Origin of the sequence: Arthrobacter sp. CAN_A214, assembly GCF_015751955.1 — a bacterium.
Lineage (GTDB): Bacteria > Actinomycetota > Actinomycetes > Actinomycetales > Micrococcaceae > Arthrobacter_D.
On sequence record NZ_JADOUU010000003.1, the window covers coordinates 110,326 to 126,563 of the forward strand.

The following is a 16,238-nucleotide window of genomic DNA, read 5'->3' on the forward strand; positions in this document are numbered from 1 at the left end:
CTTTATGAGCCGACTTCAGTCGAGCACAAGACAGAACGGGTGCCCGGCGGGGTCAAGGTAGACCCGGAACGTATCGGTTCCCGCGTCCAGGCTGACGGCGCCGAGGGCAAGGACCTTCGCCTCGGCGACATCGAGGCTGTCCACGCGGATGTCCAGATGCACCTGCTGGGGCACGATCTGGCCCGGCCACCGGGGCGGCATGTAATGCTCGACGCGCTGGAAGGCCAGCGCCTGTCCGTCCGGAGCCGTGCGGATGGTGATCCAGTCCGGATTGTCCTCCACCCTCGTCATGCCGAGCACCGCCTCATAGAAGGTGGCCAGCCGGTCGGTGTCGGCGCAGTCGAAGACAGTGGAAGAAACGAATCCGATCATCCTCCCAGTATGGTGCGAACCTTAGCTTCCCGCCAGCTTCCCGCCACCGTCCTTCCCGCCCTGGCCGACGTGCACGGCGCCTCGGTCAGGTGCCCACGTAGGCCGCGAGGTGCTTGCCGGTGAGCGTGGAGCGGGCGGCGGCGAGGTCGGCGGGGGTGCCTTCGAAGACGATTCGCCCGCCGTCGTTGCCGGCGCCGGGGCCGAGGTCGATGATCCAGTCGGCGGAGGCCATCACCGCCTGGTGATGCTCGATCACGAGAACCGACTTTCCGGAGTCCACGAGCCTGTCCAGCAACCCGAGCAGCTGCTCGACGTCGGCGAGGTGCAGTCCGGAGGTGGGCTCGTCGAGGACATAGATGTCGCCCTTCTCCGCCATCTGGGTGGCCAGCTTGAGCCGCTGCCGCTCGCCGCCGGACAGTGTCGTGAGCGGCTGGCCGAGACTGAGGTAGCCGAGCCCGACGTCGGCGAGCCGGCCGAGGACCTTGTGTGCGGCCGGCGCAGGCGCCGCGCCGTCGCCGAAGAAGTCCTTTGCTTCGGCCACCGACATCGCAAGCACCTCGGCAATGTTCCTGGCCCCCAGCGTGTACTCGAGCACTGACGCCTGGAACCGCTTGCCCTCGCATTCCTCACAGGTGGATTCGACGGTGGCCATGACGCCCAGCTCGGTGTAGATGACGCCGGCGCCGTTGCAGGCGGGGCAGGCGCCCTCGGAGTTGGAGCTGAAGAGTGCCGGTTTCACGCCGTTGGCCTTGGCGAACGCCTTGCGGATGGGGTCGAGCAGTCCGGTGTAGGTCGCCGGGTTGCTCCGGCGTGAACCGCGGATCGCCCCTTGGTCGACCACCACCACGCCGTCGCGGCCGGCGACCGACCCGTGGATCAGCGAGCTCTTTCCGGAGCCGGCGACGCCCGTGAGCACGCAGAGCACTCCGAGCGGGAAGTCGACGTCCACGTCCTGGAGGTTGTGCGCTGTCGCGCCGCGGACCTCCAAGATGCCGGAGGGTGAACGCACCGAGTCCTTGAAGGCCGCCCGGTCGTCCAGGTGGCGGCCGGTGGTGGTGTCACTCCCTCGCAGACCCTCCACGGTGCCCTCGAAGCAGACGGTACCACCCGCCGTTCCGGCCCCAGGGCCGAGGTCGACGACGTGGTCGGCAATCGCGATGGCCTCGGGTTTGTGTTCCACGACGAGCACGGTGTTGCCCTTGTCCCGCAGCTGCAGCAGGAGGTTGTTCATCCGCTCGATGTCGTGGGGGTGCAGGCCGATCGTGGGCTCATCGAAGACGTAGGTGACGTCGGTGAGCGACGAGCCGAGGTGGCGGATCATCTTGGTGCGCTGTGCCTCTCCACCGGACAGGGTTCCCGACGGCCGGTCGAGGGAGAGGTAGCCCAGCCCGATTCCGGCGAAGGAGTCGAGGAGGTGCTGCAGGCCTTTCAGGAGCGGCGCGACCGAGGGCTCCCGGAGTGCGCGTACCCATCCGGCCAGGTCGCTGATCTGCATCCCGCACAGGTCGGCGATGTTCTTGCCCCGGATCCTCGAGGACCTGGCTTCCCGGCTGAGTCGCGTGCCGTCGCACTCCGGACAGGCCTGGAACGTGATGGCGCGTTCCACGAAGGCCCGGATGTGGGGTTGCATCGCGTCGACGTCCTTGGACAGCATCGACTTCTGGATCTTCGGGATCAGGCCCTCGTAGGTGAGGTTGATGCCCTCGACCTTGATCTTGGTCGGCTCCTTGTAGAGCAGGTCGTGCATCTCCTTCTTGGTGAACTTCGCGATCGGCTTGTCCATCGTGAAGCCGGCGCCGCTGAAGATACGGCCGTACCAGCCGTCCATGCTGTAGCCGGGAATCGTGAGCGCACCCTCGCCGAGCGATTTGCTGTCGTCGTACAACGCGGACAGGTCGAAATCGGAGACCGACCCCATCCCCTCGCATCGCGGACACATGCCGCCGAGATATACCGCGTTCTGCACGACGCTCTTCTCGACCCTGCCGCTCTTCTCCGTGCTCATCACTCCGCTCGCCTTGCGCGTCGGAACGTTGAAGGAGAACGCGGTGGGGGGCCCGATGTGCGGCTTCCCGAGCCTGCTGAAGAGAATACGCAGCATCGCATGGGCGTCGGTGGCGGTGCCCACCGTGGAGCGGGGATTCGCACCCATCCGCTCCTGGTCGACGATGATCGCCGTCGTCAGGCCTTCCAGTACATCCACGTCCGGCCGCGCCAGCGTCGGCATGAAACCCTGCACGAAGGCGCTGTAGGTCTCGTTGATCATCCGTTGCGACTCCGCGGCGATCGTGCCGAACACCAGCGAACTCTTGCCCGAACCGGAGACACCGGTGAACACCGTCAGCCGGCGCTTCGGGATATCCAGGTGCACGTCCTTCAGGTTGTTCTGACGTGCACCGACCACACGGAGCACATCGTGGCTGTCGGCAGTATGCGGTGCAGGCGCTTGCCGGTCCGTGCGCGGGGACATGCTCATCGGATCTCCATCTGTTGGGCGTCCTACCGGAGGAAGAGCTTCCGCAGCCGGACGGTGGTGAGGAACATCCCGAACGCGATCATTCCCAGGAAGTAGGACACATGGATCAGGGTTGCAGGGGTGAAGATTCCGACACTGAGCTGACGCAGGAGTTCAACCCCGTGCCATAGCGGCAGTGCCTGGATGAGCCACTGGATCATCTGGGGGTACACGCTCAGCGGGTAGAACGTGGCCGAGAACAGGAACATCGGCAGCATCACGAAATTGATCCACTCCATCTGCTGGAAGGTTTTCATGTAGCTCGTGATTCCCATGCCGAAGGAGGCGAACCCGAAAGCCACCAGCACGGCCGCAGGAACCATGAGCAGTGCCCAGGGCGTCGTGATGAGGCCCATCAGTCCCATGACGGCGGTGAAACCCGTGGCGTACATCGCGCCCCGCAGCAGTGCCAGGAAGATCTCGCCGATCGCAACGTCCAGCGGGCCGAGCGAGGTGGAGAGCATGCCCTGGTACAGCTTCGCGAAGTTCATCTTGAAGAAGACGTTCCAGGTGCTGTCATAGACGGCGCCGTTCATCGCCGAGACAGCCAGCAGCGCGGGCGCGATATAGGCCGCATAGCTGATTTCCTGCCCTCCGGGCCCGACGACGGTTCCCACCAGCGCTCCCAGCCCCACGCCCATCGAGACCAGGTAGAGCACCGGCTCGAAGAAACCGGACACCATGATCAGCCAGTTGCTGCTTCGCGTCGCAAGCAGCCCCCGCGAGATCACGGCGCGCGCGTTACGTGCATACAATCCGCTGAAGGGGCGGTTTCCCAGCGTCACCCGGTAGTCCTCCGCTGACAACTGGTCGGTCATTTCCCCAGCCTCCGCGCATAGGTCTTCTGTGCCAGGCGCCATCCGAGGAACGCCAGCACCATCAGGTAGAGCACATGGACCAGAACGAGTCCCAGCGGCTGGGCATACCCATAGGTCAGGGTCCGCCCCAGCTCCGTGCCGTGCCACAGCGGGGAGATCCAGCCGATCCACCGGAGGAATACCGGAAGCGTGTCAAGCGGGAAGAAGGTTCCCGAGAAGAGGAACAGCGGCATCACGATGAACCGCATCACCAGGGCGAACTGCCCCTTGTCCTCCTCGACGCTCGCCGCGTAGGCCATGAGCGGCAGGCCGAAGGACAGCCCGCACAGCACGGCCACCGGAATGGCTACCCAGCCCCAGGGCGACGGCGAGGCGCCGAAGGCCGCGACGATCGCGAAGTAGATGGCGGTGGTCAGCAGCAGCCGCAGGCCGACGGCGAGAATATGTCCGTTGACGATCTGGTGCGTGCCGAGCGGCGAGGCATGCGGCCCGTAGTACACACGGCGCCACTTGAAACCGTCCATGACGGGGTAGGTGAACTCGGTGGCCGCGGTCATGATCGTTGCCGAGGCCAGCAGTGCCGGGGCGAGGAACACGAGATACCCCACGCCGCCGAAGGCCTCCCCGGCCTGTCGGTCGACCAGGGTCGCGAGGCCCACACCCATGGCGAACAGATACATCACCGGAGTGCCGACGCTCGAGGCGAGCAGAGTCCAGCGGTAGCTGTTCATCGACCGCAGCACATGTTCGGCGTAGTACCAGGAGCCGAACTTCCGGGCACGCACGGCGGAAACAGCGGGCGCATGGGCTCGGAGGGCCGGTACGCCCGGGGAAGTTGTCGCCGTCGTCGAACCGGCCGATCCCTCCCGCAGCCGGTTCCTACTCATTGCATTCCTACTCGAAGGCACCCTACTCAACGAGACTCCTGCCCGTCAGCCGGAGGAACACGTCCTCGAGGGAGGAGCGCCGAACCAGGGAGGTCACAGGGTGCAGCCTCCGGGAGGTGACCTCCTCGAGAGCGGCTTCGCCGTCGTGCGCATAGATCAGGATGCGGTCCGGCAGCACCTCGAGCCGCTCCCCGATGCCCTCGAGCTCCGCTGCCATCGTGGTATTGCGCTCGGAGCCGAAGCGCAGTTCGAGCACCTCACGCGTCGAGTGCTCCTTGATGAGCCTCGCCGGGGAGCCCTCAGCCATGATGCGACCCTTGTCCACCACCACGAGGCGGTCACACAGCTGTTCCGCCTCGTCCATGTAGTGGGTGGTCAGGATAAGCGTGACACCTGATTCCTTGAGTCGGAACAGCCGGTCCCACAGGATGTGCCGTGCCTGCGGATCAAGCCCGGTGGTCGGTTCATCGAGCAGCAGGATCTTCGGCTCGTTGATCAGCGAACGGGCGATCGTGAGCCGGCGCTTCATGCCACCGGAGAGCGAATCCACCTTGGCGGAGGCCTTGTCGGTCAGCTGGGCGAATTCGAGGAGCTCGTCCACCTTCGGCTTGAGGTAGCTCAACGGGAGGCCGAAGTAGCGGCCGTAGACGATCAGGTTGTCACGGACCCGCAGTTCCTCGTCGAGGTTGTCCTGCTGCGGCACGACTCCGAGGTGCGCACGCACTTCGGGTCCGTGCTGCTCGGGGTCCAGCCCCAGAATCGCCAGGCTCCCCGAGGTCCGCTGGGAGACGCCGCCGATCATGCGCATCGTGGTGGACTTCCCCGCGCCGTTGGGGCCGAGGAGCCCGAACGACTCCCCCGCGGGAACCTCGAAGGAGATCCCGTCCACCGCCCGGAATTCGCCGTAGTGCTTGCTGAGGTTCCGGGCGGAGATGACCGGTTGTTCGAGGATGTGGTGTGGCACCCGCCCAGCCTAGGCCACTCGTGCGATTGGGACTAGCCAATGGGACCATCCTCCGGTCATGTCGCTGCGCAGCCTGCAGGGATGCTACTGGCGCTCGGCCGCCTCCACCACATTGGCCAGGAGCATCGCCCTCGTCATGGGCCCTACGCCGCCGGGATTCGGGGACAGCCAGGCGGCCACCTCCCCGGCAGCAGGTTCGACGTCACCCGTCAGCGCAGCTTTGCCCGTGGCCGGATCCTCGACCCGGCTGACGCCGACGTCGAGCACGATCGCGCCCGGCTTCAGCTGGGCTGCCTTGATCATGTGCGGAATACCCGCGGCCGCGATCACGACGTCGGCCCGACCGAGATGGTCGGCGAGGTCCGCCGTTCCGGTGTGGGCGAGCGTCACCGTGGCATTGATGGCCTTCCGCGTGAGCAACAGGCCGAGCGGGCGCCCCACCGTCACTCCCCGGCCCACCACGAGGACGTTCAGGCCCTTGACTGCGACGTCGTGGCGCAGCAGCAGTTCAACGATTCCGTGCGGGGTGCAGGGCAACGGCGAATCCATCGGTGCGTTGACATTGAGCACGAGCTTGCCGAGGTTGGTGGGGTGGAGGCCGTCGGCGTCCTTGTCAGGGTCGATGCGCCCCAGGATCGCGTTGGTGTCGAGGTGCGCGGGCAGGGGGAGCTGCACGATGTAGCCGGTGGTGGCGGGGTCGGCGTTCAGCTCGTCGATGACCGCTTCGAGCTCTTCCTGCGAGATGGTGGCGGGCAGGTCCCGCCGTACCGAGGTGATGCCCACCTGGGCACAGTCGCGGTGCTTTCCTGCCACGTACGAGTGGCTTCCGGGATCGTCCCCCACCAGGACCGTTCCGAGTCCCGGCGTGATGCCTCGCGCCTTGAGTGCACCAACCCTCTCGGCAAGCTCTTCCCGGATTCGGCTTGCTGTGGCTTTACCGTCGAGGATGCGTGCGGTGGTGCTCATAGGTGGTCTCCGGTTTCAAGTTGTTCGAGAAGGAAGGCTTTCCCGCGCTCGCAGCAGCCGGTGAAGCAACACTCCGAGGCGGGGATGTCATACGCAGCCGATGCCGCCGCCCGCGAGGCCGACGCGCCTGCCGGAACGTCGTCTACCATTCCTCCTGGCCCGGGTACAGCGGGAAGTCCGCCGTGAGGGCGGTCACCCTTGCGCGGAGTGCTTCGACGTCGGCCGCCGGAGTGAGGGCGCCGGCGATGATGTCGCCGACCTCTGTGAACTCAGCCGCTCCGAAACCGCGGGTCGCCAGTGCCGGCGTTCCGATGCGCAGCCCCGAGGTGACCATCGGCGGTCGTGGATCGAACGGGACGGCGTTGCGGTTGACGGTGATTCCGACCGAGTGGAGGAGATCCTCTGCCTGCTGGCCGTCGAGGACCGAGTTCCGCAGGTCGACAAGCACGAGGTGCACGTCGGTGCCGCCGGTCAGCACCGAGACACCGTGCTCTGCGACGTCGGACGCGGTAAGGCGCTCGGCGATGATTCTGGCGCCCTCGAGGACGCGGTCCTGGCGCTCCTTGAATCCAGCCGAACCGGCGATCTTGAACGCTGTCGCCTTGCCTGCGATCACGTGCATGAGCGGGCCGCCCTGCTGGCCGGGGAACACATTGGAATTGATCTTCCGAGCCCACTCCTTCTTCGCCAGGATGACGCCGGACCGCGGACCGGCGAGGGTCTTGTGCACGGTCGAGGTGACGACATCGGAGTACGGAACCGGGTTGGGGTGCACGCCGGCAGCGACCAGGCCCGCGAAGTGGGCCATGTCGGTCCACAGGAGTGCGCCCACCTCATCGGCGATGGACCGGAATGCAGCGAAGTCCAGCTGACGCGGATAGGCGGACCAGCCGGCGATGAGAACCTGCGGCTTTTCCCTCAGCGCCTGCTCGCGCACGCGCTCCATCTCGAGCCGGTGGGTGTCCTCCTCGACACCGTAAGCAGCAACTTCGTAGAGCTTGCCGGAGAAATTCAGCTTCATGCCGTGCGTCAGGTGGCCGCCGTGAGCCAGCGAGAGGCCCATGATCTTGTCGCCGGGCTGGATCATCGCGGAGAGCGCCGCGGCGTTGGCCTGCGCACCGGAATGGGGCTGGACGTTGGCGAACTCAGCGCCGAAAAGGGACTTCACGCGCTCGATCGCGAGGTTCTCCGCGACATCGACATGCTCGCAGCCGCCGTAGTAGCGGCGTCCCGGGTAGCCCTCCGCGTATTTATTGGTGAGCACCGACCCCTGGGCCTCGAGGACCGCGCGGGGTGCGAAGTTCTCCGAGGCGATCATCTCGAGGGTGTCGCGCTGGCGTGCCAGCTCATCGCGGAGCACTGCCGCGATCTCGGGATCTACCTCGGCCAGTGGCGCGTTGGTCACTGAATCGGTCGCCCGGTTCAGCGCGGGTGTCGATAAGGGCGAAGTGGTCACGTATTGATCCTTCTGTGGGAGTCGCGAGCGTCGGTCGGCCGTCCGCAATACCGAGCACATCCGGCGTCGGCTGTCCGCCTCGAGCCGGATCCGGCGCCTCCCATGCTAGCCGCAGGGCCACCCCTGCCGCCACCGGGAACCCCGGCATTACGGGCGATGGCGCGGTGTGCGTCGGAATAGCGCGGCGACCGAGGGGGTTGAATCGGAAACGGCAGAACGCCGGGCACGGAGCCGGAAGCACACGTCAGGAAATGGAAGAAGAACCGCGGTGGAGGAACAACGAAAGACACGGGTAGTCGTGATCGGCGCAGGCCAGGCCGGCCTGAGCAGCGCCTACTCCCTGCTGCGGAAGAACCTCGTACCGCACCAGGACTTCGTGGTGCTCGACTCCAATGAGGGCCCGGGCGGTGCCTGGCGCCACCGTTGGCCCTCGCTCACTTTCGACGCCGCACACGCCCTGCACGACCTCCCGGGCATGCCGCTCGGCACGCCGGACCCGGAGGAGCCCGCCTCCAGCGTGGTGAGCCGCTACTACGCCCGATTCGAGGAACACTTCGATGTTCCGGTCCTTCGGCCGGCACAGGCCTCGGGCGTGCGGCGGGTGGACGGCGGGCTGGAGGTCACGGTCCGGGACGGCCGTTCCTGGCAGGCGGATGCCGTCATCAATGCAACCGGCACGTGGACGCGCCCCTACTGGCCGTCCTACCCCGGGCGGGAGACGTTCGCCGGGCAACAACTCCATACGGGAGACTTCCGTTCGGCCGGGAACTTCTCGGGGCGTCGAGTCCTCGTGGTGGGCGGTGGCACCTCGGCGGTCCAGTTCCTGCTCCAGTTGGCGGCGGCCGGAGCGGACACCCTGTGGTCGACCAGAACTCCGCCCCGCTTCACGCGGCGCGCGTTCGACCCCGAGTGGGGCCGCACCGTCGAGGCGGAAGTGAATGCGCGCACGAGAGCCGGCCTTCCGCCGTCGAGCGTCGTCTCGGCGACCGGCCTCCCGCTGACGCCCCAGTACCAGGCGGGGATCGACGTCGGCGTCCTCGCCTCGCGCGGCCCACTGCAGCGTCTTACCGAGCGGGGCGTGATGTTTGCGGACGGCAGCGCCGAGGAGGCCGACGTCGTGCTGTGGGCTACCGGATTCCGTGCGGCGCTCGACCACCTTGCCCCACTCCGGCTGCGGGAGTCCGGCGGCGGCATCCGCATGGACGGAGTGAAAGTGCTGCGGGAGCCGCGCCTGTTCCTGGTCGGGTACGGCGCCTCGGCGTCGACCCTCGGGGCCACGCGCGCGGGCCGGGCCGCGGCGCTCGCTGCCGTGGGCGGAATCGCCGGATCCCGGCTGCCGGTCGGCGCGGGTAATCTTGCGCTGTGACATCTCCCGTTGAAACCTGCTCGTATTCGCTCACCCTCTCATGCCCCGACCGGCCGGGAATCGTCCACGGCGTATCAGGGGCCCTCGTGGCGGCCGGCGCCAACATCACCGAATCGCAGCAGTACGGAAGCCCGGATACCGGCACCTTCTTTCTGAGGGTCGCCTTCACGACGAACGCCGACGAAGCGGTGCTGCGCGGCTACCTCACGGCCGTGGCGGAGGAATTCGGAATGGAGTTCTCGCTTGCTGCCGAGGGAGCCCGAACCCGCACCCTGATCCTGGTGTCGAAGGCCGCGCACTGCCTCAATGACCTCCTGTTCCAGCACAGGTCGGGCACCCTGCCGATCGATATCCCCGTCATCGTGTCCAACCATCCGGACCTCGCCGGACTCGCTGCCTTCTACGGAATCGAGTTCCACCACATCCCGGTCACCGCCTCCACCAAGGACGCCGCCGAGGAAGCCCTGAGGGCGCTCATCCGGAAGCACTCCATCGAGCTCGTGGTCCTTGCGCGGTACATGCAGATTCTCAGCGACGAACTGTGCAGCGAGCTCCGGGGCCGTGCCATCAACATCCACCACTCCTTCCTTCCCTCCTTCAAGGGCGCCCGTCCGTACCACCAAGCCCACACCCGGGGGGTCAAGCTGATCGGCGCCACGGCGCACTACGTGACCGGCGCCCTTGACGAGGGGCCCATCATCGAGCAGGAAGTCACCCGCGTGGACCACGGCCGCACGGCCGGCCAGCTCGCGGACATCGGGCGGGAGCTCGAGGGCCGCGCCCTTGTGCAGGCCGTGCAATGGCATGCGGAGCACCGCGTGCTGCTCGACGGGACCAGGACCATCGTTTTCAACTAGGCTGGCGCCATGGCATACGTGATTCCGATCAATGGCAAGACACCGCGCATCTCCGACTCAGCATTCGTGGCTCCCACTGCCTCCATCATTGGCGATGTCGTCCTTGAGCCCGGCTCGAGCGCCTTCTACGGAGTGAGTGTCCGGGCGGACACCTCCCCCATCCGCATCGGCGAAGGCAGCAATCTCCAGGACAACGTGGTGGTGCACGCCGACCCCGGTTTTCCTGCAACGATCGGCCGCGGCGTGAGCGTGGGGCATACGGCGGTGGTGCACGGCTGCACCATCGAGGACGAGTGCCTGATCGGCATGAGTGCCACCGTCATGAACGGGGCCGTGATCGGGAAGAACTCGCTGGTTGCAGCGGGAGCGCTCGTCCTCGAGGGGACGATCGTGCCTCCGCGCTCACTGGTGGCCGGAGTGCCGGCGAAGGTCCGCCGCGAACTCACGGACGACGAGGTCGCCGGGGTGAAGGACAACGCCGCGAGGTACCTCATCACCGGGGGGAAGCACCGGGATGCGTTAACTTCTTGACTACAACGGTGGCTTGGGGCACCCTTTAGTACATGCCCGTAGATGCCACCTCGCCGGCTAGGCACCCCTTTGGCGCCCTGCCGTCAAGGCCGGGTTCGCAACCGGCACTTCGCGAACAGAACCAGCAGCGAATCATCCGGGCACTCGTCAGCAGCGGACCCCAGACCCAGGCGGAACTCGCCCGTCAGACGGGCCTCTCCACCGCAACGGTCTCCAACATCGTGAAGATCATGGCCCTCGGCGGAATGGTCAGTACGATGCCGACCACGAGTTCGGGGCGCCGCGCCCTGTCGGTCATCCTCAACGACAACGGCTCGGTGGCAGCCGGCGTCGACATCGGACGTCGTCACATCCGCGTGGTACTCGCCGGACTGGACTACCGGGTGCTCCAGGAGGAATCGACGCCGCTGCCCCTCGGCCATAGCGCCGCCCAGGGCGTCGAGGCCGCAGCGGATCTGCTGGGAAAACTCCTGGACCGGGGACGGCTCGACCGCGCGGCGCTACTCGGTGCCGGCATCGGGATCCCCGGCCCGATCGACCGTCGGACCGGAACCGTGGTGCAGGGTGCCATTCTGCCCGAGTGGGTGGGCATCAATATCCGGGAAACGTTCGGAGAGCGGCTTCAAGTTCCCGTGTTCGTGGATAACGACGCCAACCTCGGAGCCCTGGCCCAGGTGGCGTGGGGCCCCCACAGCTCGGTGGACAACCTCGTGTTCATGAAAATCGGTTCCGGAATCGGCGCCGGCCTCGTTCTCAACGGAGCGTTGTTCTACGGCAACGTGGGCATCACGGGCGAGCTCGGCCACACCACCATCAGTGAGCACGGCCTCGTGTGCCGCTGCGGGAACCGGGGCTGCCTCGAAACCGTCGCGTCGACGTCCACCATGATCGAGCTGCTCAGCCGCGGCACCACCGACACGGTGAGCACCCAGGACATCGTCACCAGAGCCCTCACCGGCGACACCGCGACCCTGCGTGTGATCGACGACGCCGGCCTCGCCATCGGCCGGGCAGTCGCCCACGTGGCGAACCTCATCAATCCCGAACTGGTGGTGGTGGGCGGGCCGCTGACCGAGCTCGGCGAGATTCTGCTCCAGCCGATCCGCCGCGGGCTCACCCGCCATGCGGTTCCGATTATCGGCGAGACCACAACGGTGCGCATGTCGTCCCTCGGGGACCGCGCGGAGGCGCTCGGAGGTGCCGCCGTCGTGCTCTCCCAACCCGGCCTGACCACGCGGGCTTTCGCTCCCCTGTAACTTTTCCGTCTCGTTTGACGCGCCTTGCGTTCAAGCCTTGACGCCAAGACAATTAGTAGTGTTCAATTCTTTCGGGTCGAAGTTGGCCTGCACCAAGACGATGCTGTCACCGCGGAAGGCTGCCATGGAACACCACACTATCCTTGAGATGCGATCGATCACCAAGGAATTCCCAGGAGTCAAAGCCCTCTCCGAGGTGTCCCTGGAGGTGACCTCCGGCGAGATCCACGCGATCTGCGGCGAGAACGGCGCCGGAAAATCGACCCTCATGAAGGTCCTCTCAGGGCTATACCCCTACGGGGACTACCAGGGGCAGATCGTCTTCCAGGGCAAGGAGATGCAGTTCCGAGACATCCGGTCCAGCGAGGCAGCCGGGATCGTCATCATCCACCAGGAACTCGCGCTGATCCCGGAGCTGTCGATTGCCGAGAACATCTTCCTCGGCAACGAACCCACCCGTTTCGGCGTGATCGACTGGGACAAGGTGAACCGCTCCGCCCTCGAGCTCCTGGCCCGCGTCGGCCTCAGCGAGGACCCCACCACCAAGATCAAGGACATCGGTGTCGGCAAGCAGCAGCTCGTCGAAATCGCCAAGGCGCTCAGCAAGTCAGTGAAGCTGCTCATCCTCGACGAGCCCACGGCCGCGCTCAACGAAGCCGATTCACAGCACCTGCTGGACCTCATGGCGGGCCTCCGCTCCAAGGGAATCTCCTGCATCATGATCTCCCACAAGCTCAACGAGATCGAGCAGATCGCCGATTCGATCACCATCATCCGCGACGGCAGGTCCATCGAAACGCTGCACGTGAAGAACGACGGCGTGGACGAGGACCGCATCATCCGCGGCATGGTGGGCCGGTCCCTGGAATCGCGTTTCCCCGACCACACACCCAAGATCGGGGAAACCTTCTTCGAAGTCCGCAACTGGACGGTGGGCCACCCCACCGTCGCGGACCGGATGGTGTGCAAGAACTCGAGCTTCAAGGTGAGGCGGGGCGAGATCGTCGGTTTCGCCGGCCTGATGGGCGCAGGGCGGACCGAGCTGGCGCGCTCCGTCTTCGGGCGCTCCTACGGCAACTTCAAGTCCGGTCAGATCTTCAAGGACGGTCACGAAGTATCCCTGAAGTCCGTGCCGCAGGCGATCGATGCCGGACTCGCCTATGTCACGGAGGACCGGAAGTCGCTTGGACTCAACCTCCTGGATGACATCAAGTCCACCACTGTCTCGGCGAATCTGCGGAAGATCACCCGCGGCCTGGTGGTGGACAAGGACGAGGAATTCAAGGTGGCCGAGGAATACCGGAAGTCACTGAGGACCAAGACACCCAGCGTGAACGAGGGGGTCTCGAAACTGTCCGGTGGGAACCAGCAGAAGGTAGTGCTGGCGAAATGGATGTTCACCGATCCCGATCTGCTGATCCTCGACGAACCCACCCGTGGAATCGACGTCGGCGCCAAGTACGAGATCTACGGCATCATCCAGAAACTCGCAGACCAGGGTAAGGGCGTCATCGTCATCTCCTCCGAGCTCCCAGAATTGCTTGGTCTCTCGGACCGCATCTACACCATCTTCGAGGGAGCGATCACCGGCGAGCTGACCCGTGGAGAAGCCGACCAGGAATCCCTCATGAAACTTATGACCGCCAGCAGAAAATCCGCCTGACCGAACTCCCCAAGGACAATCGACATGGACTCACTCAAGAAACTGTTCGGCGGTAACACGCGCCAGTTCGGGATGATCTTCGCCCTGATAGCGCTGGTCATCTTCTTCCAATGGCAGACCGGCGGAAAAACGCTGACGTCCGCGAACATGATGAACCTCTTCAACGGCAACTCCTACATCCTCATCCTTGCCATCGGCATGGTCCTGGTCATCATCGCCGGGCATATCGACCTGTCGGTCGGATCCATTGCGGCGTTCGCCGGCATCGTGGTCGCCATTGCCATCCGGGACTGGGGCATCCCCTGGTACCTGGGGATCCTCGTCGGGCTGGCCCTCGGTGTCGTCATCGGGGCCTGGCAGGGTTTCTGGGTCGCCTACGTGGGCATACCCGCGTTCATCGTGACCCTGGCCGGCATGCTGCTGTTCCGCGGCGCCAACCAGTTCGTCGGCAAATCGAACACCGTTCCGGTGCCGCCCGAGTTCCAGTACATCGGGTCGGGGTACCTCCCCGAGGTCGGGCCGGTCACCGGCTACAACAACCTGACACTGCTGATCGGTTTCGTCCTGGTGGCGTTCGTCATCTACAACGAGCTGAAGACCCGCCGCCGCCTCGAGCGGGTGGGAGCGGAAGTTCCGCCGATGGGCGTGTCCGTCCTCAAGATCGTGCTGGTCTCCGCCGCGATCCTGTACGCCACCTACCTCTTCGCCACCGGCCGCCCGGGCACCTCCTTTCCGGTACCGGGCCTCATCCTGGGCGTCCTCGTGATCGTCTACGGGTTCATCTCCAACAAGACCATCGCAGGCCGCCATGTCTACGCAGTGGGCGGGAACCGCCATGCGGCCGAGCTGTCAGGAGTGAAGAGCCGGCGCATCAACTTCCTGGTCATGATGAACATGTCCATCCTGGCCTCGCTCGCCGGAATGATCTTTGTCGGCCGCTCCACCGCCTCGGGCCCCTTCGACGGTGTGGGCTGGGAACTCGACGCGATCGCCGCTGTCTTCATCGGCGGCGCCGCGGTCACCGGCGGAGTCGGAACAGTGGTGGGGTCCATCATCGGCGGCCTCGTGATGGCCGTGCTCAACAACGGCCTGCAGCTACTGGGAATCGGCGCCGATATGACACAAATCATCAAGGGCCTCGTGCTGCTGATCGCCGTTGCCTTCGATGTCTACAACAAGAGCCAGGGGAAGCCGTCCATCACCGGTCTCCTCACTCGAAACTTCGGCGGCCGGCCGAAGCCGGAGCAGCCCACCCGGACCCAAGAGCCCGAGCCCGCCGAACAAGGCGTCGGAACCAAGGAAGTCATCACCCACAATTCCTGACCGGATGGGGCCCTCGTGCCCCCTCAACGCGGCGTCGCCGATGCCCGTCCTCCATCAGCAAGAATGCTAAAGAAAGAGAAATGGAATGCGTAACTTCGCAAAATCCTTTGCAACCATCGCCGCAATTTCAGCGCTGGCGCTGACCTCCTGCGGTCGTGAAGACCCGGGCACCGGAACCGAGGGCGGCGGCGAAGCGGCCGCCGGGTTCGAGGAAGGTACCGCCATCGGCGTCGCGCTTCCCCAGAAGACCTCCGAGAACTGGGTACTCGCCGAGACCCTGTTCAACGACGGCCTGACCGAGGCCGGCTACGAGCCCTCCGTGCAGTTCGCCAATGGTGGTGTCTCGGAGCAGCAGAACCAGATCAGCTCCATGATCACCAACGGCGTGGAGGTCCTCGTGGTCGGCGCGATCGACGGCGCCCAGCTCGGGACCCAGCTGCAGCAGGCAGCAGATGCCGGCATCACCGTCATCGCCTATGACCGCCTGCTGACCAACACCGAGAACGTCGACTACTACGTGGCCTACGACAACTTCCAGGTCGGCGAGCTCCAGGGCCAGGCCCTGCTCGACGGAATGGCAGCAAAGGGTGAGGGACCGTACAACATCGAGCTGTTCGCCGGCTCCCCGGATGACGCGAACGCCCAGGTCTTCTTCGACGGTGCCATGAGCATCCTCCAGCCCAAGATCGACGACGGCACACTGAATGTCGTTTCAGGGCAGACCGAGTTCAACCAGGCCGTCACCCAGGGCTGGGAAGCCGGCAATGCGCAGACCCGCATGGACACACTCCTCACCGGTAACTACACCTCCGAGGACCTGCACGGCGTGCTCTCGCCCAATGACACGCTTGCCCGTGCCATCCTCACGTCGGTCAAGGCGAGCGGGAAGGAACTTCCCGTGGTCACCGGACAGGACTCCGAGGTCGAATCGGTGAAGTCGATCATGGCGGACGAACAGTACTCCACCATCAACAAGGACACCCGCGACCTCGTGGCGCACGCCATCACCATGGTCGAAGGGCTGGCGGCCGGTGAGGAACTCGAGATCAACGACAACGAGTCCTACGACAACGGCGTGAAGGTTGTCCCGGCGTACCTGCTCGAGCCCCAGATCGTCACGAAGGAAAACGCCGCCGAGGCCTACGCCGACGACCCCACGCTCGCCGAGCTGGTCAAGTAACCGCGAAATGACGGGGCCCTCCCAAGGGGCGTCCAGCCAGGAAGCTCCGGGCCGCACCTGCGGCCCGGAGCTTCCTGCATTTCT

Annotated in this window: 14 protein-coding genes; 7 read left to right on the forward strand and 7 right to left on the reverse strand. The window is 65.6% G+C overall.

Annotation, left to right across the window (positions count from 1 at the left end; genetic code table 11):
• Positions 1–15: 15 nt before the first annotated feature.
• The 7 genes from IWX65_RS04105 to glyA form a co-directional block, all read right to left on the reverse strand.
• Positions 16–372, reverse strand: a complete 357-nt coding sequence (locus tag IWX65_RS04105; RefSeq protein WP_196881165.1) for a VOC family protein — start codon at positions 370–372, stop codon at positions 16–18.
• Positions 373–457: 85 nt separating this feature from the next.
• Positions 458–2,848, reverse strand: coding sequence for an ATP-binding cassette domain-containing protein (locus IWX65_RS04110; protein ID WP_196881166.1), 2,391 nt, complete (start codon positions 2,846–2,848; stop codon positions 458–460).
• A 23-nt stretch (positions 2,849–2,871) separates the two neighbouring features.
• A complete protein-coding gene (locus tag IWX65_RS04115) occupies positions 2,872–3,705 on the reverse strand; it encodes an ABC transporter permease (RefSeq protein ID WP_196881167.1) in 834 nt (277 codons plus the stop codon).
• On the reverse strand, positions 3,702–4,592 hold the full coding sequence (locus IWX65_RS04120; RefSeq protein WP_196881168.1) for an ABC transporter permease: 891 nt from the start codon (positions 4,590–4,592) through the stop codon (positions 3,702–3,704). The genes IWX65_RS04115 and IWX65_RS04120 overlap by 4 nt, the downstream gene beginning before the upstream one ends.
• 22 nt (positions 4,593–4,614) lie before the next feature.
• Positions 4,615–5,556 (reverse strand): ABC transporter ATP-binding protein, encoded by a 942-nt coding sequence (locus tag IWX65_RS04125; protein ID WP_334683641.1) that lies wholly within the window; start codon positions 5,554–5,556, stop codon positions 4,615–4,617.
• An 84-nt stretch (positions 5,557–5,640) separates the two neighbouring features.
• Positions 5,641–6,522 carry a bifunctional methylenetetrahydrofolate dehydrogenase/methenyltetrahydrofolate cyclohydrolase gene (locus IWX65_RS04130; protein ID WP_196881169.1) on the reverse strand — a complete coding sequence of 294 codons (882 nt, stop codon included), beginning with the start codon at positions 6,520–6,522 and terminating at the stop codon, positions 5,641–5,643.
• A gap of 142 nt (positions 6,523–6,664) precedes the next feature.
• Positions 6,665–7,978, reverse strand: coding sequence for a serine hydroxymethyltransferase (gene glyA, locus IWX65_RS04135; RefSeq protein WP_334683642.1), 1,314 nt, complete (start codon positions 7,976–7,978; stop codon positions 6,665–6,667).
• A gap of 268 nt (positions 7,979–8,246) precedes the next feature.
• Between glyA and IWX65_RS04140 the strand changes: the two genes are divergently transcribed.
• From IWX65_RS04140 to IWX65_RS04170, 7 genes are all read left to right on the forward strand, one after another.
• The gene (locus IWX65_RS04140) at positions 8,247–9,344 is read left to right on the forward strand and encodes an NAD(P)-binding domain-containing protein (protein ID WP_334683643.1); all 1,098 of its coding nucleotides are present in this window, start codon (positions 8,247–8,249) and stop codon (positions 9,342–9,344) included.
• Positions 9,341–10,201 (forward strand): formyltetrahydrofolate deformylase, encoded by an 861-nt coding sequence (gene purU / locus IWX65_RS04145; protein ID WP_196881171.1) that lies wholly within the window; start codon positions 9,341–9,343, stop codon positions 10,199–10,201. Before IWX65_RS04140 ends, purU begins: the two co-directional genes overlap by 4 nt.
• 9 nt (positions 10,202–10,210) lie before the next feature.
• Positions 10,211–10,732: a gamma carbonic anhydrase family protein gene (locus IWX65_RS04150; protein WP_196881172.1), complete on the forward strand. Its 522-nt coding sequence runs from the start codon at positions 10,211–10,213 to the stop codon at positions 10,730–10,732.
• A gap of 32 nt (positions 10,733–10,764) precedes the next feature.
• Entirely contained in the window at positions 10,765–11,988 is a 1,224-nt protein-coding gene (locus IWX65_RS04155) for an ROK family transcriptional regulator (RefSeq protein ID WP_196881173.1), read from the forward strand.
• Between the two features lie 124 nt (positions 11,989–12,112).
• Positions 12,113–13,651, forward strand: a complete 1,539-nt coding sequence (gene mmsA / locus IWX65_RS04160) for a multiple monosaccharide ABC transporter ATP-binding protein (RefSeq protein ID WP_196881174.1) — start codon at positions 12,113–12,115, stop codon at positions 13,649–13,651.
• 24 nt (positions 13,652–13,675) lie between these two features.
• Positions 13,676–14,974 carry a multiple monosaccharide ABC transporter permease gene (mmsB, locus tag IWX65_RS04165; RefSeq protein ID WP_196881175.1) on the forward strand — a complete coding sequence of 433 codons (1,299 nt, stop codon included), beginning with the start codon at positions 13,676–13,678 and terminating at the stop codon, positions 14,972–14,974.
• Positions 14,975–15,059: 85 nt separating this feature from the next.
• A complete protein-coding gene (locus IWX65_RS04170; protein ID WP_196881176.1) occupies positions 15,060–16,154 on the forward strand; it encodes a substrate-binding domain-containing protein in 1,095 nt (364 codons plus the stop codon).
• Positions 16,155–16,238: the final 84 nt, after the last annotated feature.